Below are 22,175 nucleotides of genomic sequence, written 5' to 3' on the forward strand. Positions count from 1 at the left end.
CGCGTGCGCAGCGCCACCGCCTGGCCGATCCGCCCCATGCCGACGATGCCCAGCGCCTTGCCGCCGATGCGGTGGCCCAGCATCCCGCCGGGGCTCCAGCCGTGCCAGGTTCCGGAGCGGACCAGCTTCTCCCCCTCCGCCAGCCGGCGCGGCACCGACAGGATCAGCGCCATTGTCATGTCGGCGGTGTCCTCGGTCAGGACGCCCGGCGTGTTGGTGACGATGATGCCGCGCGCGCGGGCGGCGGCGAGGTCGATATGGTTCACGCCCGCGCCGAAATTGGCGATCAGCCGCAGCCGCTCGCCCGCGCCAGCGATCAGCGCGCCGTCGATCGTGTCGGTTACGGCTGGCACCAGCACGTCGCAGTCCGCCATCGCCGCCGCCAGCCGCTCGCGCGAGAAGGCCGCATCAGCGCGGTTGTTGCTGGCCTCGAACAGCGCCTCCAGCCGGTCCATCACCGCATCGGGCAGCTCGCGGGTGACGACCACCCGGGGATGGAGGCAGCGGCGGGTGTCGGCCATGGCGGTGGCTTGGCGCGGGACGCCGGCGGCGTCAACGATGGTTGAAGCGGCGCAGGCGCGGTCTATGACGGGCGCAACAAGGAGAGATCGATGCGCCGTATCGCCGCCCACGCCATCCTGCCGATCGCCGCCCTTGCCGTCGTCGCGCCGCTGGGGGCCGACACCAAGCCGTCGCTGCCCTATTACGCCTCGATCACCGCCGCCAAGGCACGGATGCGGACCGGTCCGGCGCGCACCTATCCGGCCAACTGGCTCTATCAGCGGCCCGACCTGCCGGTGCGGGTGGTGGCGGTGTTCAAGGAATGGCGCAAGGTCGAGGACCCGGACGGCACGCAGGGCTGGATGCAGGCCAACCTGATCAGCACCGCGCGCACGGCGATTGTCCACACCAGGGAGCCGGTGGCGATGCTGGAGCGTCCCGCGCCGGGAGCCAAGCTGCTGTGGCGGGTCTCGCCGGGCGTGGTCGGCCGGATCAGCCACTGCGGCGGCGGCTGGTGCCGGCTCGACGTCAAGGGGCAGGTGGGGTTCGTAGAGGTCGGCGGCTTGTGGGGCGTGGAGGCGGGGGAGACGGTGCCGTGAGAGCGCTCCTCGAAATCCCCTACGCCGCCGGGTAGCGGACGCCGGTCAGTCGCTCCAACTCGTCGAACAGCGCACGCGCCGCGGCCACGTCGTCGGCGAGCGGCGACGCGACAACGCGCGCCGGATGACCGCGCATGCCGAGCAAGCCCGCCGGGCCGTAATAGCCGCCCGGCTCGATGTCGGGCGCGGTCGCCGCCATCAGGCTCGGCTCCGCGCCGGCGCTCGCGCTCTGGATCAGCGGCTTCAGCAGTGTGACCGCCACCTTCATCGCGACCGTCGTTCCGGCCGCGAGGTTGGTGCTAGCGATGCCGGGATGACTTGCTGCTACGAGTAGACGTCCGGCATAGCGGCGTTGCAGCTCGCGCGTGAACAATAGGTTGGCGAGCTTAGTGCGGGCATAAGCCTGCATCGGCTTGTAGCCGTTCGCGCAGTTGAGATCGCGCAGCGGCACCGGACCGCCGCCGGCGTGCGCGGAGGACGACACGTTGACGACCCTCGGTGCCGCCGCGCGCAGCAGCAGGGGCATCAGCAAACCGGTCAGGACATACGGACCAACGACGTTGGTCGCGAACTGCATCTCGTAGCCGTCGGGGCCGAGGGTGCGCGTCGGCAGCGCCATGACGCCGGCATTGTTGATGAGCAGGTCGAGCGGGCGATCCTCCGCGACCAACTGCGCGGCAAAAGCACGCACCGAAGCGAGGTCGGCCAGGTCGAGCAGGCCGGTGACGAGGCGGGCGTCCGGTACGTCACGACGGATGCGCGCGGCCGCTTCATCTCCTTTCGTCGCCGAGCGCGCCGGCAACACCACCTCGGCCCCGGCGCGCGCCAGCTCGAGCGCGGTGTGCCAGCCGATGCCGCTGTTGGCACCGGTAACGATCGCCCGACGCCCGATCAGCGAGGGAATGGCAGCGGGGGTCCAGACGGAATCGCTCATCGTCGCTCCCCGACGTCGTCGCGGATGGTGTTAGCAAAGGGCATCCAGATCGATGGCCCAGCCACCTGACCCACGCGCTGGCCCGACCGACGCTTGTTCTCGACCAAGAGCGTAAGCGGCTGCCGGATCACCGATCTCACCCCAACAGCTCCACCGCCATCGCCGTCGCTTCGCCGCCGCCGATGCACAGGCTGGCGATGCCGCGCTTGCCGCCGGTGCGCTCCAGCGCGGCGATCAGCGTCGTCAGGATGCGCGCGCCCGACGCGCCGATCGGGTGGCCCAGCGCGGTCGCGCCGCCGTGGATGTTGACCTTGTCATGCGGGATGCCGAGGTCGCGCATCGCCGCCATCGACACGCAGGCGAACGCCTCGTTGATCTCGAACAGGTCGATCTCGCCGATGCTCCAGCCGATCTTGGCGAGCAGCTTCTCGACCGCGCCGATCGGGGCGGTGGTGAACTGGGCAGGGGCCTTGGCAAAGGCGGCATGGCCGACGATGCGGGCGACAGGCGTCAGTCCCTTGGCGTCTGCAACCGACTGACGGGTCACCACCAACGCCGCCGCGCCGTCGGAGATCGACGACGAACTCGCCGCGGTGATCGTGCCTTCCTTGTGGAACGCGGCCTTGAGCATCCGGATCTTGTCGGGGTCGCCGCGCGAGGGCTGCTCGTCCTGATCGACCAGCGTGTCACCCTTGCGGCCCTTGACGGTGACGCCGACGATCTCCTTCTCGAACGCGCCGCTCCGCTGCGCCGCCAGCGCGCGCGACAGCGACTCGATCGCGTAATCGTCCTGCGCCTCGCGCGTGAACTGATAGGCGAGCGCGGTCTCCTCGGCGAAGGTGCCCATCGAGCGGCCGACGTCATAGGCGTCCTCCAGCCCGTCGAGCATCATATGGTCGTGGGCGGTGTCGTGGCCGACGCGCGCGCCGGCGCGGTGCTTCTTGAGGAGGTATGGCGCATTGGACATGCTCTCCATGCCGCCGGCGACGATCAGGTCGGCCGAGCCCGCCAGGAGCATGTCGTGCGCGAAGATCGCCGCCTGCATCCCGGAGCCGCAGACCTTGTTGACCGTCACCGCCTCCGCCGACACCGGCAGGCCCGCACCGAGCGCCGCCTGGCGCGCGGGGGCCTGACCGAGCCCGGCGGGGAGGACGCAGCCCATGAACACCTTGTCCACCGCGTCCGGCTCGACCCCGGCGCGCTCGACCGCCGCCTTCACAGCGGTCGCGCCCAGCTGCGTCGCCGTCGCGCCGGCGAGGCTGCCCTGGAACGAGCCCATCGGCGTGCGGGCATAGGACAGAATGACGACGGGATCGGTGGGCACGGACACTCTCCTGGCAAGCTGTGCTGGCGATCTAGGTATTGTTGCAGCGCAACACAATCGGAGCGGGTGACGGCGCGTCCCGGCGGGCCTAGGGCCGAGGGATGAACACCGCCGTAGAAATCGTCCGCTGGTTTGCCTCGATCAGCGGCATGATCGCCGCCGCCCTGGTGTCGCTCGACTGGGGCAAGCGCGATACCGGCTGGGCAATGGTGCTGTTCTGCCTGTCCGCGGTGGCGTGGATCAGCGGCGCGGTGCTGATGCGCGACTGGGCGCTGGGGACGCAGAACGTCGTGTTGCTCGGGATCGATGCGCTGGGGGTCTATCGCTACCTGATCCGCGACCGATTGAGCGATGGCTGATCCGGTCGCCTGGGCGGCTGGACTAGGCCTGCTCGGCGCGATCCTGGGGAGCTTCGTCGCAACCCTCGTGGTGCGCTGGCCGCAAGGGCGATCGGTGCTGCGGGGACGATCGGCGTGCGACGGCTGCGGCCGGACGCTGGGCGGGCTGGAGCTGGTGCCGATCGTCAGTTTCGCGCTTCAACGCGGTCGCTGCCGGAGCTGCGGCGCGGCGATCGACCCTCGCCACCCGACCGTCGAGCTGCTGGCCCTCGGGATCGGCGCTGCGTCGGGCTGGGCCGCGCCGGGGCTCGAAGGCGTGGCCGGCGCGGTGTTCGGCTGGTTGCTGCTCGCGCTCGGCGGGCTCGATCTGGCGGCTTTATGGCTGCCCGACCGGCTGACGGCGATCCTGGCGGCGGCGGGGCTGGCGGCGGGATTGCTGGGGGTGGAACCGTTGCTGGCCGATCGGCTGATCGGCAGCGTTGCGGGGTTCGGGTCGCTATGGCTGGTGGGGTGGAGCTTTCACCGGCTACGCGGACGGCAGGGACTGGGTGGCGGCGATCCCAAGCTGTTCGGCGCGATCGGGCTGTGGCTCGGCTGGCGGCTGTTGCCGGCGGTGCTGCTGATCGCGTGCCTGGTCGGGTTGGGGGTGGCGGCGTGGCGGCTGCTGCTCGGCCGGCGGGTGGCGGGCAGCGACGCGATGCCGCTCGGCACGCTGCTGGCGCTGGCGGCTTACCCGGCGTGGCTGGCCATGATATTGATGTCGGGATGATCATCGCCTTTCTGCTTCAGGCTGCATCGGCTCCGAGCCCGGCCCCCATGCTGGACGCGATCGGCCGGCAGCAGCTTCCCGCGACCGGCTGCGCCGCCTACCTATGGAGCGCGGCCGACCGCCGGCTGGTGGCGATGGCGAGCGCCGATCCGGCGACGCTGCGGGTTACGATCGACGGCAAGCCGATCGACCTGCCGCGCACGGCGCAGCGTGGCGACGGCGGCTTCGGCCTTGCCGCCAGCACCGATTATCGCAGCGGCGACCTTGCCGCGACCCTCGACCTGACCGTCGCCACCCGCGGCGACCTGAAGGACGGGGCGACGGTGCCGCAGGCGACGCTGCGGATCGAGCAGGCCGGTCGCGACGTGCTGATCGCGCCGCTCGGCGGCCTGATCGGCTGTCACGCCTGAGCAACGATTTGATAAAACCGCGTTTGCGGCCTATCAACTGGCGATCGCGTCCCCCGGCGTCGATTGCCGGGGCCACGTCGCGGCTTCTTTCGCCAAGGAAGACAGCATGTCGCGCGCCATCAACGTCAACGCCACCCCCGCCCAGGTCACTCAGGCCTGCGCCAAGCAGGGCGTCGCGATCAGCGCTATCGAAGCGTTGAAGACGCAGGGCACCCGCCTTGTCCTCAACAACGCCGCCGACACCGCGACGATGAGCAAGGTGTTTGGATCGAAGGTGCTGACCGGCACCGTTCAGCGCGTCGCGACCCGCCTTTCCACCTGGTAGGTCGGGCCCGCGGGCGCTTCCCTGCGGTTTTTACGGCTTGCAACCGCGCTGAAAATAGTGCGTTGCGAGGGCGTTGAGGGCAGGGCGAGGACGGCCGCACTCAAGAAGGGGACCGTGTTTCGCGTGATCGGGTTACGTCGTCGGCATTACTGGCTAGCGGTTGCGCTGCTGGCTGCGCCCCCGGCGATCGGCCAGATCGCGCAGCCGGGCCGTGCGCCCGCCAAGGGGCCTGACGCGCCGAAGCCGACCGATACGCCCACGCCCCAGCCAACCTCCGCGACCGGGCAGGCGATGCCCGACGCGCCGATCGTCCCAGACGCCGAGTTCAATGCCGCGCTGCCGCCGCTGTCGGGCGACATCAACGCGCCGTTGGAGCCGCTGGTCGTGCCGCCCAAGCCGCCTGCGCCCGATACCACGCCGACGCCGGCGATCGCCGTGCCGCCGCCGGCAACCACCGCGACCGGGCAGTTGCTGCCGCTGACCGGCGATACGCTCGCCCCCGCCGGCGTCCAGGATCCGCAGCTCGCCCAGCCGCTCCAGCCGCTGGCTAGCTTCGACACCGCGCCGCTGGAGACTGCGGCCGACATCAAGGACAAGAACGCGCCGACGATCCGGTACGAGACGGTGGTGAAGGGCCTTGACGCGACCAACCTGACCAGCCGCTTCAAGGCGCTGTCGGCGCTGGAGGGCGGGCATGGCAAGGCCGCCAACGCCACCCAGGTGTCGGCGCGCGCCAAGGAAGACGAGGGTCTGGCGGTGCGGCTGCTAAAGTCGCTCGGCTATTATGACGCGACCGCGCTGGCGATCCTCGACAAGGACGCCGCCGAGCAGGGCAAGCTGCGCGCGACGCTGACCGCGTCGCCGGGGCGGCTCTACACGCTGTCGTCGGTGACCGTGCAGGCCGATCCGACCACGCCGCCCGAGCTGGTCCGCCAGCAGCTGCCGCTCAAGGTCGGCGACGCGATCCAGGCCGACCGCATCCAGGGCGCAGAGGCGAATGTCAGCCTGGTGCTGCCGCAGCGCGGCTATCCGTTCGTCAAGATCGGTGACCGCGACATCCTGCTCGACGACCAGTCGGACAAGGCGACGGGGGCCTATACGCTGCCGGTCGACACCGGCCCACGCGCGGCGTTCGGCAAGCTGACGACGGTTGGCGACGCGGTGTTCGACCTCGATCATCTCAACGTCTTCCCGCGCTTCAAGCAGGGCGACCTGTATGACGGCCGCAAGACCGACGACCTGCGCGATGCGCTGGTCGCGACCAGCCTGTTCCGCACCGTCGCCGTCGAGCCGCAGCGCACCGGCACGATCAACCCCGATGGCACCGAGCAGGTGGACCTGCTCGTCCGCCAGACCAAGGGACCGCCGCGCAGCCTTGCCGCGCAGGCGGGCTATTCGACCGGGGAGGGGTTCAAGCTGCAGGGGTCGTGGACTCACCGCAACCTGTTCCCGCCCGAGGGCGCGCTGATCGGCACGATCATCGCCGGCTCGCAGGAGCAGGGCGCATCCGGCACCTTCCGCCGCGCCAATGCCGGCCGCCGCGACAAGACCTTCACCGCGATCATTGCCGCCGACCATTCGAGCTACGATGCGTTCAATGCCAACACCGTGACCGTGTCGGCGCGGTGGAGCTATGATTCGACGCCGATCTGGCAGAAGCGGATCACCTATTATTACGGCGTCGAGCTCGATGGCACTAACGAGAGCGTCTACGATTTTGGTATCGGCGACCGGGTGCGGCGCAACTATGCGATCGCGGCGCTGCCGGCGCAGATCGAGTGGGACCATAGCGACAGCCTGCTCAACCCGACCAAGGGCTATCGGCTGAAGCTGAACGTCAGCCCCGAGGGTTCGGTGCAGGGGACCGCGCGGCCCTATGCGCGGACGATGGCGGAGGTCGACGGCTATTTCCCGATCGGCCAGAAGCTGGTCCTGGCCGGCAAGGCGCGCGCGGGATCGATCCTGGGCATCGACCGCGATGACCTTGCGCCGTCGCGGCGCTATTACGGCGGTGGCGGCGGCTCGGTGCGCGGCTACGGCTTCCAGCGGCTGGGGCCGCTCGACCCGCAGGGCAACCCGGTCGGCGGGCGCTCGCTCAACGAGTTCGCGCTGGAGGCGCGCTATCGCTTCGGCGACTTCGGCATCGTGCCGTTCTTCGACACCGGCAATGCGTATGAATCGAGTATGCCCAAGTTCGGCGACTTGCGTTATGGCGCGGGCATCGGCGGCCGGGTCTACACGAATTTCGGCCCGCTGCGCTTCGACGTGGCGACGCCGCTCAACAAGCGGCCGGGCGACAGCAAGATCGCGCTGTACATCTCGATCGGGCAGGCGTTCTGATGGCCGAAGCGGTGCCCGTCGCTCGCCGCCCGCTATGGCAGCGGATCGCCAGATGGGTGGCGATCGGCCTGCTGGCGCTGGTCGGTCTGATCGGGCTGGTGCTGTTCGGGATCGACACCGGGCCGGGCCATCGCCTGATCGCCGACCAGCTCGGCGGCTACACCACCGCGTCGGGGCTCAACATCAAGGTCGGCCGGATCGAGGGGTCGATCTACGACAAGATGACGCTGTCGGACGTGCGCGTATCGGACCCGCAGGGCGTGTTCGCGACCAGCCCGAAGCTGGCGGTCGACTGGCGGCCGTTCGGCTTCCTGCGCAACCACGTCAACGTCCATGCGCTGACGACGCCGCTGGTGACGCTGGCACGCAAGCCCGCGTTGAAGGCGACGCCGCCGAGCGACAAGAACGCGCCGCTGCTGCCCGACCTCGACATCGACGTCGACCGGCTGAAGGTCGACCGCCTGGTGCTGGCCAAGCCGGTGACCGGCGCAACGCATATCCTTTCGCTCGACGGGTCGGTGCACATCGCCGACAAGCGTGCGCAGCTGGTCGCCAAGGCGGCGGCGCTGCGCGGCCCCGGCGTCGCCGGCGGTGACAAGCTGGCTCTGACGCTCGACGCGGTGCCGGACGCCGACAAGCTCGATCTCGACGTGAAGCTCGACGCGCCGACTGGCGGCGTGGTGGCGACGATGGCGTCGCTGAAGGCGCCGCTGACGCTGGCCGTCGGCGGCAAGGGCAGCTGGACCAGCTGGCAGGGCAGGGCGATCGCGACGCTGGGCGCAGGGCAGCTCGCCAACCTCGGCGTCGCCGCGCAGAAGGGCCATATTGTCGTGCGCGGTGCCGCCAAGCCGGGGCTTTACCTCACCGGCCCGGTCGAGCGGCTGACCAGCCCGCAGCTTGATATCGCCGTCGACACGACGCTCAACGATCGCAAGGCGGACACGCGGATCAAGCTGTCGTCGAGCGCGCTGGCGGTCGACGCCGGCGGGATCGTCGACCTCGCCAACAGCCAGTTCGGCAATTTCGCGGTCGACGCGAAGCTGCTGACCCCCGGCGCGATCGCGCCCAACCTGGCGGGCAAGGATGTGCTCGCGCGGCTGGTCCTTAATGGCGCGTTCGCGACGCCGACGGTCGACTACAAGCTGCGCGCCGGGGCGATCCGGTTCGGCACCACCGGCGTCGAGAACCTCTATGCCGAGGGGCTGGCGCGGGTCGAGGCGGCGCGCATCCTGCTGCCGGTCCATGCCCGCGCCGGACGCATCGTCGGGCTGAACGCCGCGGTCGGTGGCCTCGCCAACCATGCGCGGATCGACGGCGACATCGCCATCCAGATGCCGACGGTCCTGTCGGACAATCTGCGCATCCGCTCCGACAACATCGACGCCACCGCGATCATCGTCGCGAACACCAGCAGCGGCCGCTACACCGGCGGGCTGAAGGGGCGGATCAACAATTACCGTGTCGAGAGCATCGGCATCGTCGACCTGACCACCGACGCCAACCTCGTCCCCGGGAAGAACGGTGGCTTCGGCATCAAGGGCCGGGTGGTCGCGCGCACCGAGAAGCTGTTCAACAGCGGCGTGCGCGATTTCCTCGGCGGCAACGCGGCGGTGCGGGCGGATATCGGCTACAGCCCCGAGGGGGTCGTCACCTTCTCCGGCCTGCGCCTTAACGCGCCACAGTTCCAGATCACGCGCGGCGAGGGGCGGTTCGACCCGGCGCGCGGCACGGTGGCGGTCGTCGCCGACGCGCATTCCAGCCAATACGGCCCCTTGTCGGCGCGGGTCACCGGCACCGTCGACGCGCCCGTGGTCGTCTTGCATGCGGCCAGCCCCAACGTCGGCATCGGCCTCGTCAACCTCGACGCGCGGGTGGTCGGGCGCGGCGGCGCGTATCAGGTCAATGCGACCGGCGGCACCAATTATGGTCCGTTCACCGCCGACGTGCTGGTCGCGCCGTCGCCGCGGCTGACCGTCGACGTCCACCGGCTGCTGTTCGCCGGCATCGTCGCGCAGGGCCGCGTCGCCGCGACGCCGGCCGGGCCGTTCACCGGCCGGATGACCTTCGCCGGCGACGGCATGACCGGCAACGTCGCGCTCGCCGCGCAGGGCAAGTACCAGCGCGCCGACGTCGCCGCGCGCGCCAACAACGCCACCGTGCCAGGTATCGCCGACTTCACCATCGGCCGTGCGCTCGCCAATGTCAGCGTCGTGCTGCTGCCCAAGGCACCGCAGATCGTCGCCGACGTTCAGGTCGGCGACACGCGCTACAATGGGCTGGTGATCGAGGCGGCGCGCGCCAAAGTGAACTATGTCGGCGGCCGCGGCACCGCGCAGGCGCTGCTGACCGGATCGTCGGGCGTGCCGCTGCGCGTCGCGATCAACGGCCAGCTCGCGCCCGACAATTACCTGTTCGCCGCGCAGGGCCAGGCCAATGGCGTGCCGTTCCGCACCTCGCCGATGCGGGTCACCACCGTCGGCGCGGCCTATCGCCTGTTGCCGACCCGGATCGACTTCGGTGGTGCGGATGGCGGCTCGGCACGGATCGCCGGCTCGTTCGGCGGCGGCGTCACCGCGGCGCAGGCGCGGCTCGACCGGCTCGACCTCAACTTCCTGTCCGCCTTCGCGCCGGCGCTGGGCCTGTCGGGACAGGCGACCGGCAGCCTCGACTATCGCCAGCAGGGGTCGGCGATCCCCGACGCGACCACCAACCTGACGGTCACCGGCTTCCAGCGTAGCGGCCTCGCCGCGGTGTCGGAGCCGGTCGACATCACCGTTGCCGGCAAGCTGGCAGGTGATGGCGGCGAGCTGCGCGCGCTGGTCAAGCGCGGACCGACGCCGGTCGGGCGGGTCGTCGCGACGCTGCGGCCGCTGCCTGCGGGCGGTGGATCATGGTCGACGCGGCTGATGCAGGCGCCGCTGGCGGGCGGCATTCGCTATAACGGCCCGTCGGCGGTGCTGTTCAGCCTCGCCGCGCTGCCCAACCAGCAGCTGTCGGGAGCGATCGCGGTCGCCGCCGACTTCTCGGGCAAGGCCGCCGCGCCGCAGCTTGTCGGCCTGATCCGCGCCGACAATCTGACCTATGACAACGAGGCGTATGGCACCCGGCTGTCGCAGATGAAGATCGACGCGCGTTTCACCAACGACCGGCTGGTGCTCAACCAGCTAGCGGCGCGGGCCGGCGACGGCAGCGTCACGGCGACCGGCAATGTCGGTCTGGCGGCGGACAGCGGCTTTCCAGTCGACCTGACGGTGAAGCTCGACAACGCCCAGCTCGCCAAGAGCGACGCGCTGGCGGCGACCAGCAGCGGCCAGATCCACTTCACCAACGGCAAGGACGGCGGCCTTGTCCAGGGCACCATCACCCTGCCCAACGCGCGCTACGAGATCATCAAGCAGGGCGCGGCCGAGGTGCCCGAGCTGACCGGCGTGCGCCGCAGAAGCGCGATCCGCGCCGCCAAGCCGACCGATCGGCCCAAACCGGTGCCGGTCAGCACGATCAAGCTCGACCTCCACGTCCGCGCGCAAAATCAGCTGTTCGTGTCGGGCATGGGGCTGGAATCGGAATGGTCGATGGACGTGGCGATCGGCGGCACCAGCGTGGCGCCCGAGATCACCGGCGGCCTCGACCTGGTGCGCGGCACCTTCAGCTTCTCGGGCAAGCGGTTCGACGTGACCAAGGGCGAGATCCGCTTCCGCGGCGGCGCGCTGGCCGATCCCGACATCAACATCCAGGCCTCCACAACCACCAACGGCATCACTGCGGTGATCAACATCACCGGCACCGGCAACCATCCGCAGATTGCCTTCACCTCCTCGCCGGTGCTGCCGCAGGATGAGGTGTTGAGCCGGCTGTTGTTCGGTGCCAGTCCGGCCAACCTGTCGGCGACCGACGCGATCCAGCTGGCGGCGGCGCTCAACTCGCTGCAACCGTCTAGCGGCGGCGGCCTCAATCCGCTCGGTAAGCTGCGCTCGGCGACCGGCTTCGACCGGTTGCGCATCCTGGGGGCGGACAGCGCCACCGGGCGCGGCACCAGCCTAGCCGCGGGCAAGTACATCACCAAGAACATCTATGTGGAGATCGTTACCGACGCCAAGGGGATGACCGCCACCCAGATCCAGATCTCGCTGACCAAGGCGCTCAGCCTGTTGTCGTCGGCCGGCTCGTTCGGCGGCTCCAACGCCAGCCTGAAATATTCCAAGGACTATTGATCCACGATCCGGTTTGATCCTTGCCATGTTCATTCGAACGAACTACCTCGCGCGTCGATGCCGCACGACCGCCTCCTTTCGATCGCCACGCGCGAGTTCGGCCTGAAGGGCCTGGACGGGGCAAGCACGCGCGGGATCGCCGCGGCAGCGGGCACCGCCATGTCGTCGATCACCTACCATTTCGGCGGCAAGGACGGGCTGTACCTGGCTGCCGCCGATCACGTCACCGCTCACATGGCCGCCAATATGGGCGAGACGCTGGCGGCCGAGCAGGCGGTTACCGACGATGATCCGGCCGCCGCTCGCGCGCTGATCCACGCGATCTTCGCGCAGCTGATCGCCGGCATGTCCGACGAGGGCAGCGCCGACATCTCGCTGTTCGTCATGCGCGAGCAGATGAACCCGACCGAGGCGTTCGACCGCATCTATGGCGGGCTGATGGGGCAGATGCTGGACATCATCGCCCGGCTGGTACGGATCGCCACGGGATCGGACGACGAACGCAGTGCCCGGATCATGACGATGCTGCTGCTGGGGCAGGCACTCACGCCGCGCCTGTGCCGCGCGTCGATGCTGCGACTGCTGCACGTCGAGACGATCGAGGCCGCCGACGACGAGGCGATCCGGCGTCAGGTGAAGGCCAATACCGACGCCTCGATCGACTCGGTGATCGCCGACCTTCGCTGCGGACGCGATGTCGCGGCCGTGACCCATTCGCCATCTACCCGCCATGCGCGGCAATAAGGGACTGCCATGAGCGACGATCAACACAACGCCGATGGCCAGGACGACGAGAACGCGAAGTCCAAGGGCGGAGCCGCGTCGGGCGACGACGGGGCGGTCAAGGACGACCAGTCCGGCGGCGATGATGGTGGCGACGAGGGTGACAAGGACGACAAGCCGTCGATCTTCACCAAGCCGCTGTTCTGGATCATCCTGATCGTCGTCGCAGCGGTGCTGATCGTCGGCGGCGTCCTCTACTGGCTGCACGCGCGGCAGTTCGAGTCGACCGACGACGCCTTCGTCGATTCGCACATCGTCCGCATCTCGCCGCAGTCCGGCGGTCAGCTGGTCCAGGTCGCCAATGTCGACAACCGCCACGTCGACGCCGGCACGCTGCTCGCCGTCGTGCAGCCGACCGGGCCGGAGGCGCAGCTTGCCGAGACGCAGGCGGGCGTGAAGCAGGCGCAGGCGCAATATGCCCAGGCGCAGGCGCAGGTCGAGGCGTCGCGTCAGACCGCGATCCAATATGCCGACCAGGCACGCAGCCCGATCGCTTCGGCGGTGAAGGCGGCGCAGGACCTCGCCCGCTACGAGAATCTGCGCCAGCTCGACGCCAATGCGGTCGCGGGGCAACAGCTCGACCAGGCGCGAGCCAACGCCCGCCAGACGGCCGCCGAGGCCGCATCCGCGCGGCGGCAGGTGCAGACCGCGCTTGCCAATGTGGCGGTATCGCGCCGCGCAGCCACGGCAGCGCAGGCGCTGGTCGATCAGCGGCGCGCCCAGGTCGCCCAAGCGAACGTTACGCTCGGCAACCTGCGCCTGCGCGCGCCGGTGTCGGGGCAGGTCGTCAACCGCCAGGTCAACCTCGGCAGCTATGTCGCGCCGGGCACGCAGCTGATGGCGATCGTCCCCGACACGATGTGGGTGACCGCTAACTTCAAGGAAACGCAGTTGACGCTGATGCGCACCGGGCAGACGGTCGCGATCCAGGTCGATGCCTATCCCGACGTCAAGTTCCTCGGCCACATCGACTCAGTGCAGCGCGGTGCGGGGCAGGCGTTCGCGCTGCTGCCGCCGCAGAACGCCACCGGCAACTACGTCAAGGTCGTGCAGCGGGTGCCGGTGCGGATCACCTTCGATATCAAGAACGGTCCCGATCCACGCCACTATCCGATTGGTCCCGGCATGTCGGTCATTCCCACCGTCAAGGTCCGCTAGCCGTGGCGAGCAAGGCCGGCTGGAAGAGCGAAGCGGGCTGGGACGACAGCAGATCGGCCGCCGGCAGCCTGAACCCCTGGCTGCTGGTGGCGATCATCTCGATCCCGACCTTCATGGAGGTGCTCGACACCTCGATCGCCAATGTCAGCCTGGAATATATCGCCGGCGGCCTGGCGATCACCAACGACCAGGCGACCTGGGTGTTGACCACCTATCTGGTCGCCAACGCGATCGTCATTCCCATCTCTGGCTGGCTGTCCGACGCGATCGGCCGCAAGCGCTATTTCCAGCTGTCGATCATCCTGTTCACGGCATCGTCGCTCCTGTGCGGCTTCGCTCCCAATCTCACCGTGCTGGTGATCGCACGATTGTTCCAGGGGATCGGCGGTGGCGGGCTTGCCCCGGTCGAACAGTCGATGCTCGCCGACACCTTCCCGCCCTCGAAACGCGGCATCGCGTTTGCCGCGTTCGCGATCGTGGTCGTGGTCGGGCCGGTATTGGGTCCGTCGCTGGGCGGCTACATCACCGAATATTCATCCTGGCATTGGGTGTTCCTGATCAACGTGCCGGTCGGCATCGCCGCCTTCTTCCTGGTCGCGACCTTCGTCGACGAGCCCAAGGCGGTGCAGGACGACCGCGCGAAGAAGCTGAAGGGCGGTCTGCGCATCGACTATATCGGCGTGGCGCTGGTCGCGCTCGGCCTCGGCTTTCTGGAGATCGTTGCCGACCGCGGCGAGCGCGAGGACTGGTTCTCCAGCCCGCTGATCATCACCGCGGCGATCGTGTCGGTGCTGTCGATCGTCGCGCTGTTCATCTGGGAGTTCAACCACAAGGACCCGATCGTCGACCTGAAGCTGCTCAAGAACCGCAACTTCTCGATGACGCTGCTGGTGATGATGATCACCGGCGTCATCCTGTTCGGCTCGACGCAGCTCATCCCGCAGATGCTGCAGCAGGTGCTGGGCTATTCGGCGCTCGATGCTGGGCTGGCGCTGACGCTGGGCGGGATCGGCACGCTGATCGCGGTGCCGATCGCGGGGCAGCTGACCGGCAAGATCGACGTCCGCATCATCCTGATCACCGCGTTGCTGGTCCAGTCGGCGGCGCTGTGGAACCTCAGTCACTTCGATGCCGGCATCAGCTTCGGCGATGCCGCCGTCGCGCGGCTGTATCAGGCGGTGGCGCTGCCGTTCCTGTTCGTGCCGATCAGCGCGGTCGCATATATCGGCCTGCCGCGGACCTCGACGGGGCAGGCGTCGGCGCTGCTCAACGTCGCGCGCAACCTGGGGGGCACGCTGGGCATCTCGTCGGCGCAGACGCTGCTGGCCCATTTCGAGCAAAGCCACCAATCGCGGCTGGTCGAGGGGCTGAGCCCGATCAACCCGAACTACAATGAATGGTACGCGCAGGCAGGCGGCGTGGCCGGTGGCAGCGTCGGCGATCAACAGATGACGACGCTCGGCATCCTGTATCAAACCGTCCAGCAGCAAGCGACGATGCAAGCGTTCATCAGCGTGTTCCACACCATGATGATCGTCGTGCTGGTCCTGACCCCGCTGGTGCTGCTGATGCGGTCGGCGAAGGGCAATGTCGAACGAGGAGCAGGGCATTGAGCCGGATACGCACCATCCCGGGAATGGCGGCGGCGATCGCCCTGGCCGCCTTTACCACCGCCTGCACCGTGGGGCCGACCTACCACGCGGCGGATGTACCGGTGCCGCCGGCCTATGGCGAGCCGACCGCTCCTGCCGCGACCGCGCCGGCGGTCGAACCGGTGGCGTGGTGGACCCAGTTTGGCGATGCCGAGCTGACCAGCCTCGTCACCCGCGCGCTGCAGGACAGCCCCGACGTGCGCATCGCCGCGGTGCGCATCCGCGAGGCACGCCTGCAGGAGGCGATCGCCCGCTCTCAAGGCAAGCCGACCGTCGATGCCACGGCCGATGCCAACCACGTCAAGTTCAGCAAGAATGCCGGCTTCTCGTCGCTGGCGTCGTTGTTTGGTGGCGGCGGCGGGGCCGGTGGAGCGACGGGCGGGGCGGCTGGCGGCACATCAACCAGCGGCATCGCCCTGCCGGGGAACGGCATCACCACCTATTCGGTCGGCTTCGACGCGAGCTGGGAGATCGACGTGTTCGGCGGAGTGCGCCGCAGCGTCGAGGCGGCGCGCGCGCGGACCGATGCCGCGGTGTGGAACGGGCGCGACGCCGCGGTGATGATCGCCGCCGAGATCGCCCAGAGCTATTGGGCGCTCCGGCTCGACCAGGCGCAGATCCAGGTGATCCAGGACGAGATCGCGCGCCAGTCCCGCGCGCTGGAGATCGCCGGCAACACCGCCAAGGCCGGGCTGGTGCCGCCGATCGACGTGACGCGCCAGCGATCGCAGATCACCAGCAACCAGGCACGCATCCAGCCGCTGCGCGCCGACATCGACCAGCGCATCCATGCGCTGGCAATCCTGCTCGGCCAGGCCCCATCGGCGTTGAACAACGAGTTCGCGGTCGAGTCGCTGCCGCCACTGAACCCGGTGCCGGCGGTCCCGGCCGGGCTGCCGTCCGACCTGCTGCGCCGTCGTCCCGACATCCGCGCCGCCGAGCGCAACCTGGCGGCGTCGACCGCCGATATCGGCGTGGCGGTCGCCGACCTCTATCCGCGTTTCTCCCTGACGGGCATGGCGCAGCTGATCTCGACCTCGTTGTCGACGCTGTTTCAGGGCGACAGCGTGCAGCTGACTGGGACGGGCTCCGCGCAGTTCCCGATCCTCGACTGGGGCCGCCGCCGCGCGACGGTCCGTACGCGTGAAGCGCAGCGGGACGAGGCGTACCTTCAGTACCGCGCGACCGTGCTGGGGGCGTTGCGCGACGTCGAGGATGCGCTGGCTCAGCTTGCCGCCGAGCAGCAGCGCCATGTGGCGCTGACCCAGGCGGTGACCGACGCCGGGATCAGCGTCCACGCCGTCGATGCGCAATATCGCGCCGGACTGGTCGCTCAGGACAGCCTGCTCAACACGCAGACGCAGCTACTGCAGGCCCGCGAGCAGCTGGCGCAGAGCGACGCCCAACTGCGGCAGATGACGGCGGCGCTGTACAAGGCGCTGGGCGGCGGATGGAGCGAAACTTCGGCAACTGTTGCCGAAAGGTAACGCTATTCTTGCTCGGGTCAGAGCGGAAGGAGAGGTGCGCTCCTGACGTGCCGGGAGCGCGACGGCTTCTTGGTTCGGCTTGGTACGGCAGAAAGTTGGCCGTCATTGTAGCGGCTTATAAGCCTTTCTGCCCAGCTGCACTCACAATGGGTAGATATAAGTGCCGTATACCAGCGCAAGCATATACCTGAGCATCATCGGTCTCCCTTGATTGCGCCAAGATAGCGCTAACAAAAGATATCGGATTAAATAGCGTTAATCAAATCCTTTCATGCTCTGTTAATCTTTCTTAACGACGCTGTTAAGTTGTTCTTCAGTGTTACGTTGTAGCCAATGAGGATGAGTGTTCCTCCCACCATGGAACGCGCGTCTAGAGCCGTAGGCGGTACGACGCTGCGCGTCGGCCCCCTCCCGCGTTGGGCAGCTAGGATCCGGGATGCCATAGCCTGCTTCTGCGGTTTTCTTGCAACTGGAAAGGGCAGTGCAGATAGCAAGGTTACCCTTTCTGAAATTGACTTAACCCGCGCGATCAAACGCGGCGAGTTGCGGCTCGCCTACCAACCCAAGCTCCACTTGCGCAGTCGGCGGATTGTCAGCCTTGAGGCGCTCGTGCGATGGCAGCATCCCGAGCGGGGATTGATCCTGCCGGGCGAGTTCATCCCGGCGGCGGAGGAGACGGACGATATCCTGGCGCTGACCCTGTGGGTCATCGAGCGGGCAATTATAGACCAACGGGCGCTAGGCACCTGCGGTCACGACCTGCCGATCTTCGTCAATATTGCCGCCATCCTTCTCGCCAACGAAGCCTTTATACAGCAGGCTTGTGCCATGGTCTTGGCCGGAAACACGAACATTGGTTTCGAGATCACGGAGACTTCGGTGATCCGCGATCCCGAGAAGGGGATCGCCAATTTGAAGCACGTCGCCGATCTCGGCATCGCGATCGCAATCGACGATTATGGTGCCGGCCTGTCGTCACTCGCCTATCTCAAGCAGATGCCGGCCTGTGAGCTGAAGATCGACAAGCTCTTCATCACGCAATTGACCAGTTCGCATCGCGACCCCCTAATCGTCCGCTCGACTATCGACCTCGCACACGCGATGGAGATGGAGGTGGTTGCGGAAGGTATCGAGAGTGAGACTGCGCTGGCGTTGCTCTCGGTCATGGGTTGCGACATGGCGCAGGGTTTTCTCATCAGCAAGCCGCTGGACGTGGGGGGCATCCGCACCTTTCTCGATCAGCATCGCGACGGCTGGATAGCTGATGAAAACTGTGGCGCGCTGACGAGGCTGACGTCTGTACTGAAGCGGGCGTAGGATTGATGCGTATGCATCTTCTTCGTCTTCCTATACCTTTCTTGATAGTAGCGGCGACACCATTGCTGGCTGCCGGTCCAGTGTCTTACGAAGAGTTTGATCGGGCGGCGGCTGCTACGAAAGCTGCAGTCATGGTGGACCCCAGCGTAGGACTACAACGAGCAAACGATGCCGAGATTTTGGCTCACCGGCTCACTTCGGCCCGCGAGCGGGGCGAAGCATTAGCGATGCTACAAAGATTGAAAGGAGAAGCGTTCATCCGAATGAACCGGGTGGACAAGGCTGCGCCACTCATCGAGCAGGCGTTAGTTTTGACTCGGCGTATTGCTCCAGGCACTCAATTACACGCCGATATCTTGATATCGTCAGGCAGGATACACGCCAGCCGAGCGGAGCTTGCTGCCGCACTGGCCGATGATCAGGCTGCCTTCTCTATATCTCAGCGAATCAACGACGTTCGTGCTCAGGCAGTCGCGCTTTTATACATAAGTGGCCTGTATGACGCTGCGAATGACTATCTCAAGGCTTTGAGATATCTGGATCAAGCCATTGCACTTCGCAGCGGCGACCAGAACCTATTGCTTTCGATTTATAACGACAAGGCCTTGAACCTGCAGGAACTAGGCCGTTATTCCGAAGCCGAAGCGGGGTACCGCAAGGCGCTGACGCTCGCTCGTGACATGGGCAGCTCGCTGCTTCGGGCCAGCATTCTAGGCAATATCGCTCGTGTTCGCTTGAAGACGGGCGACGTTGTTGGGGCAGAGAAAGTCATCGACAACGCGGCGGCGATCGGAGGAGACGCCATCCCCTGGCGGCCGGAGCTTACCGGCATCGCCGCGCAGGCAGCGTACCAGCGGCACGATTACCGCCGAGCCGCGGCGTTGATCGCGCAACGCTTTGCCGGCGTCGATCTCGCCACCACAACGATCGCGTTCCGCGAGGCGCACCAGACTGCCTATGACACGTACCGCGCGCTCGGCGATGCGCCGCGCGCGGTTGTGCATCTGGCCGCGTTGAAGCGGCTCGACGATCAGGCGACGCGGCTGGCGACCTCGGCCAACTCGGCGCTCGCCGCAGCGCGGTTCGACTTCGCCAACCAGGAGCTGCGCCTCGCCACCCTCCAACGCGATCAGGCGAACCGCAAGGCGCTGTACGAGCGCCAGCGGGCGCATACCCAGCGGTTGATCTTCTTCGGCTTGGCGATCGCGACCGCCATCATCATCGCCCTGCTCGCGGTCTGGCTGGCGACGATGCGTCGCAGCCGCAACCGGGTGAAGGCGGTGGCCGACGACCTGGCGATCACCAACACCGCGCTCGGCAAGGCGCTCGCGGCAAAGACCGAGTTCCTCGCCACCACCAGTCACGAGATCCGCACGCCGCTCAACGGCATCCTCGGCATGACCCAGGTGATGCTGGCGGACCATCGCCTCGCCGCCGACACGCGCGAGCGGATCGGCGTCGTGCATGGTGCCGGCGTGACGATGCGCGCGCTGGTCGACGACATCCTCGACGTCGCCAAGATGGAGACTGGGAACCTCACCGTCGAGCAAGCCCCGTTCGACCTTGCCGCCACGCTGGCCGAGGCGGCGAAGCTGTGGGCCGAGCAGGCGCGCGGCAAGGGCATTGGCTTCACCCTCGACCTCGTGGATTGCCCGACCTGGATCGAGGGCGATGCGGCACGGGTGCGGCAGATCGCGTTCAATCTCCTGTCGAACGCGCTGAAGTTCACGGCCGAGGGGCAGATGACGCTGCGCGTCAATTACGACACCCAGGCATATCGGATCGCAGTCGAGGACAGCGGCATCGGCATCGCTGCCGACAAGATCGAGGCGATCTTCGAATCGTTCAAGCAGGCGGATGCCGGCACGACGCGGCAGTTTGGCGGCACCGGCCTTGGCCTGGCGATCTGCCGCAACCTGGCGCAGGCGATGGGCGGCGACGTTGCCGTCCTGAGCGCCCCTGGCAAGGGATCGACCTTCACGGTGACGTTGCCGCTGGTCCAAGCCGAGCGGAGCGTCGTTAAGGGTGCCGAGCGAGACGGCGGGGGCGGCGTGGTGATCGTTGATGCGAACCCGATCACGCGTGCGATGCTGAAAGCTCTGGTGAGCGGGCGCGTGCCAGGCGTGGTCGCGCTGGCGTCCCTGACCGACGCGGCCCCGGCGGTGGCGGACGCCTCGACGATACTGGTCGACCAGAGCGCAATCGTCGACCAAGCCGCATTCGCCGATCTGGCGAGCGCGACCGCCGCGCCGGTGACGGTGTTGTGGCGCGGCGAGGTGCCCGATGCGATCGCTCGATCGGCGCGGGTCATCGCCAAGCCGGTCGCCGGGCCGGTGCTGCTGGACCGTCTCTTTGATACTCTTTCGCAACAAGGATCGCACTCGTCGCTTGTGCAACAGGCGGCGTAGCGCGATAGCGGCATCATGGAGATGGCTCATTCTGGCCATGGTGCAAGCCGATGAACGTGTTGTTCATCGAAGATGACCGTATGAACCGGCGCGTCGTCAAGGACATGCTCGACGTTGCCGGCGTCGACATGGCGGAAGCGGAGAATGCCGAGGAGGGGCTGAGGCTCCTCGACTCGAACGACTACGACATGCTGCTGGTCGACCTGCGGATGCCGGGCATGGACGGCATCACCGCGATCGGCCACATTCGCGCTCGTACCGACGCCAAGGCGCGGGTGCCGATCGTCGTGATCACCGCCGACACCGCCATCGACCTGCGCGAGCGCTGCCTGGCGGCGGGAGCGGACGACGTGTTGTTTAAGCCGGTGGCGATGGATGCGCTGTTCGAGACGATGGGGAGGCTGCTGGCGGAGCGCGGCGGCGACGCGATGATCGAGTAGGTCAGCGCTTCAGCGACGCCGCCAGCGAGGCGGTGGCGCTGCCGCGACGAGCCGGTTTGAGCTGCGACGGATCGGGTGCCCAGCCGGTCAGGAAGACGATGTCGAAGCGTTCGCGGGTGCGGCCGTTCGTCGCCGCATTGCCGAACGCCTCGGCGGCGGCGGTCAGGGCGGCGCGGCTCAGTGCCCGGCGGCCGATCAGGAGGTTGCCCGCCGCCATGCCCCTCAGGTCCTCGACCAGCCGGCCAAGCCCGGCATAGCCGACGTCCAGCGTCTCGACGTCAGCGACTGGTAGCGCGAAGCCGGCGCGCATCAACAGGTCGCCAGCGGCGCGTACGTCGACGGCGGGGTGGAGACGCGCGGCAGGGCGGTCTGCCTCGGCCGCCCTGAACGCCGCACGCAGTTGCGGCAGCGAGCCCGCCCCGACGAACGCGCCGAGGAACAGCCCGTCCGGCCGCAACACCCGCCGGATCAGCGCCAGCGCGCCGGGCAGGTCGTCGACCTGATCGAGCACCCCCGCACTCACCACCAGGTCGAAGCTGGCATCGGCGAAGGGGAGGCGGTCCTCGTCGGCCTGCACGCCGCCGGCAGCCCGAGCAAATCCGAACCCGGCGTCACAGCGAGCGATCCGCGCGCCCGGCGGTGGCGCGAAGCCGCCATCGAAACACCCGAGGTCGAGCACGTCCCCGAACGAGCGCGTCACCAGCGCGAGCCGGTCGACGATCCCGTCGAGCATCGCCGCGCGCAGGAAGTCGTGTTCGGCATAGCCCGGCGCGGCGCGGTCGCGGCGCAGCCGGCGCGCGGCTCGGTCGAAGATGGCGGGAGGCGGGGACGACACGGCTGCGCTTGTGCGCCGGTGAGCGGCAAGCGACAAGACCGGCGATGCTCGGCCGATTGCTCCACCGCGTCGTCTCGCTCGCGCTGCCGCCGCGGTGTCCGGGGTGCGGTACGCCGGTCGGCGAGGATCATCGCTTCTGCGCTGGTTGCTGGAGCCAGCTGCGCTTCGTCGGGCCGCCCTGGTGCGCCGCCTGCAACACGCCGTTCGACTATGACCGCGGCGAGCGCGCCCGTTGCGCGGCCTGCCTGGCCGACCCGCCCCACCACGCCGGCATCCGCGCCGCCGTCGCCTATGGCACCGTCTCTCGCCGGCTGGCGCTGCGGCTCAAATATGGCGGGCGCACC

19 protein-coding genes are annotated in these 22,175 nt (G+C 68.1%); 15 read left to right on the plus strand and 4 right to left on the minus strand.

Annotation, left to right across the window (positions count from 1 at the left end; translation table 11 throughout):
• On the minus strand, nt 1-521 hold a 521-nt coding region (locus HUU96_RS01640; protein WP_302480210.1), incomplete at its 3' end, for an NAD(P)-dependent oxidoreductase.
• A gap of 90 nt (nt 522-611) precedes the next feature.
• Here HUU96_RS01640 and HUU96_RS01645 point away from each other — a divergent pair.
• Complete coding sequence (locus tag HUU96_RS01645) at nt 612-1,100, plus strand: SH3 domain-containing protein (protein ID WP_174291125.1); 489 nt, start codon at nt 612-614, stop codon at nt 1,098-1,100.
• Between the two features lie 19 nt (nt 1,101-1,119).
• On the opposite strand, the gene HUU96_RS01650 is transcribed toward HUU96_RS01645, so the two are convergent.
• On the minus strand, nt 1,120-2,034 hold the full coding sequence (locus HUU96_RS01650) for an oxidoreductase (protein WP_174291126.1): 915 nt from the start codon (nt 2,032-2,034) through the stop codon (nt 1,120-1,122).
• A 136-nt stretch (nt 2,035-2,170) separates the two neighbouring features.
• Nucleotides 2,171-3,358 (minus strand): acetyl-CoA C-acyltransferase, encoded by a 1,188-nt coding sequence (locus tag HUU96_RS01655; protein WP_174291127.1) that lies wholly within the window; start codon nt 3,356-3,358, stop codon nt 2,171-2,173.
• 101 nt (nt 3,359-3,459) lie between these two features.
• Between HUU96_RS01655 and HUU96_RS01660 the strand changes: the two genes are divergently transcribed.
• The 13 genes from HUU96_RS01660 to HUU96_RS01720 all read left to right on the plus strand — a co-directional run bounded on the left by HUU96_RS01660 (nt 3,460) and on the right by HUU96_RS01720 (nt 20,996).
• A complete protein-coding gene (locus HUU96_RS01660; RefSeq protein ID WP_254604862.1) occupies nt 3,460-3,717 on the plus strand; it encodes a hypothetical protein in 258 nt (85 codons plus the stop codon).
• Nucleotides 3,710-4,465 carry a prepilin peptidase gene (locus HUU96_RS01665; protein WP_174291128.1) on the plus strand — a complete coding sequence of 252 codons (756 nt, stop codon included), beginning with the start codon at nt 3,710-3,712 and terminating at the stop codon, nt 4,463-4,465. The genes HUU96_RS01660 and HUU96_RS01665 overlap by 8 nt, the downstream gene beginning before the upstream one ends.
• A gap of 47 nt (nt 4,466-4,512) precedes the next feature.
• On the plus strand, nt 4,513-4,875 hold the full coding sequence (locus tag HUU96_RS01670) for a hypothetical protein (RefSeq protein ID WP_254604864.1): 363 nt from the start codon (nt 4,513-4,515) through the stop codon (nt 4,873-4,875).
• A gap of 106 nt (nt 4,876-4,981) precedes the next feature.
• Nucleotides 4,982-5,200 carry a hypothetical protein gene (locus HUU96_RS01675; protein WP_174291129.1) on the plus strand — a complete coding sequence of 73 codons (219 nt, stop codon included), beginning with the start codon at nt 4,982-4,984 and terminating at the stop codon, nt 5,198-5,200.
• A 114-nt stretch (nt 5,201-5,314) separates the two neighbouring features.
• On the plus strand, nt 5,315-7,540 hold the full coding sequence (locus HUU96_RS01680) for an autotransporter assembly complex protein TamA (RefSeq protein ID WP_438827051.1): 2,226 nt from the start codon (nt 5,315-5,317) through the stop codon (nt 7,538-7,540).
• Nucleotides 7,540-11,751, plus strand: coding sequence for a translocation/assembly module TamB domain-containing protein (locus tag HUU96_RS01685; RefSeq protein ID WP_174291130.1), 4,212 nt, complete (start codon nt 7,540-7,542; stop codon nt 11,749-11,751). Before HUU96_RS01680 ends, HUU96_RS01685 begins: the two co-directional genes overlap by 1 nt.
• 57 nt (nt 11,752-11,808) lie before the next feature.
• On the plus strand, nt 11,809-12,495 hold the full coding sequence (locus HUU96_RS01690) for a CerR family C-terminal domain-containing protein (protein ID WP_174291131.1): 687 nt from the start codon (nt 11,809-11,811) through the stop codon (nt 12,493-12,495).
• A 9-nt stretch (nt 12,496-12,504) separates the two neighbouring features.
• Nucleotides 12,505-13,692 (plus strand): HlyD family secretion protein, encoded by a 1,188-nt coding sequence (locus tag HUU96_RS01695; RefSeq protein WP_174291132.1) that lies wholly within the window; start codon nt 12,505-12,507, stop codon nt 13,690-13,692.
• Nucleotides 13,693-13,694: 2 nt separating this feature from the next.
• The gene (locus tag HUU96_RS01700) at nt 13,695-15,305 is read left to right on the plus strand and encodes a DHA2 family efflux MFS transporter permease subunit (protein ID WP_174291133.1); all 1,611 of its coding nucleotides are present in this window, start codon (nt 13,695-13,697) and stop codon (nt 15,303-15,305) included.
• Nucleotides 15,302-16,831, plus strand: coding sequence for an efflux transporter outer membrane subunit (locus HUU96_RS01705; protein WP_254604868.1), 1,530 nt, complete (start codon nt 15,302-15,304; stop codon nt 16,829-16,831). Before HUU96_RS01700 ends, HUU96_RS01705 begins: the two co-directional genes overlap by 4 nt.
• Before the next feature lie 357 nt (nt 16,832-17,188).
• Complete coding sequence (locus tag HUU96_RS01710; protein ID WP_438827052.1) at nt 17,189-18,148, plus strand: EAL domain-containing protein; 960 nt, start codon at nt 17,189-17,191, stop codon at nt 18,146-18,148.
• A gap of 62 nt (nt 18,149-18,210) precedes the next feature.
• Entirely contained in the window at nt 18,211-20,556 is a 2,346-nt protein-coding gene (locus HUU96_RS01715; RefSeq protein WP_254604870.1) for an ATP-binding protein, read from the plus strand.
• A 50-nt stretch (nt 20,557-20,606) separates the two neighbouring features.
• Nucleotides 20,607-20,996: a response regulator gene (locus HUU96_RS01720; protein ID WP_174291135.1), complete on the plus strand. Its 390-nt coding sequence runs from the start codon at nt 20,607-20,609 to the stop codon at nt 20,994-20,996.
• Nucleotide 20,997: 1 nt separating this feature from the next.
• On the opposite strand, the gene HUU96_RS01725 is transcribed toward HUU96_RS01720, so the two are convergent.
• A complete protein-coding gene (locus HUU96_RS01725; protein WP_174291136.1) occupies nt 20,998-21,831 on the minus strand; it encodes a class I SAM-dependent methyltransferase in 834 nt (277 codons plus the stop codon).
• A gap of 44 nt (nt 21,832-21,875) precedes the next feature.
• Here HUU96_RS01725 and HUU96_RS01730 point away from each other — a divergent pair.
• Nucleotides 21,876-22,175: double zinc ribbon domain-containing protein (locus HUU96_RS01730; protein WP_254604872.1), on the plus strand; the 300-nt coding region annotated here is incomplete at its 3' end.

Source organism: Sphingomonas bacterium (assembly GCF_903644135.1).
In the GTDB taxonomy this organism is placed as follows: Bacteria; Pseudomonadota; Alphaproteobacteria; order Sphingomonadales; family Sphingomonadaceae; genus Sphingomonas.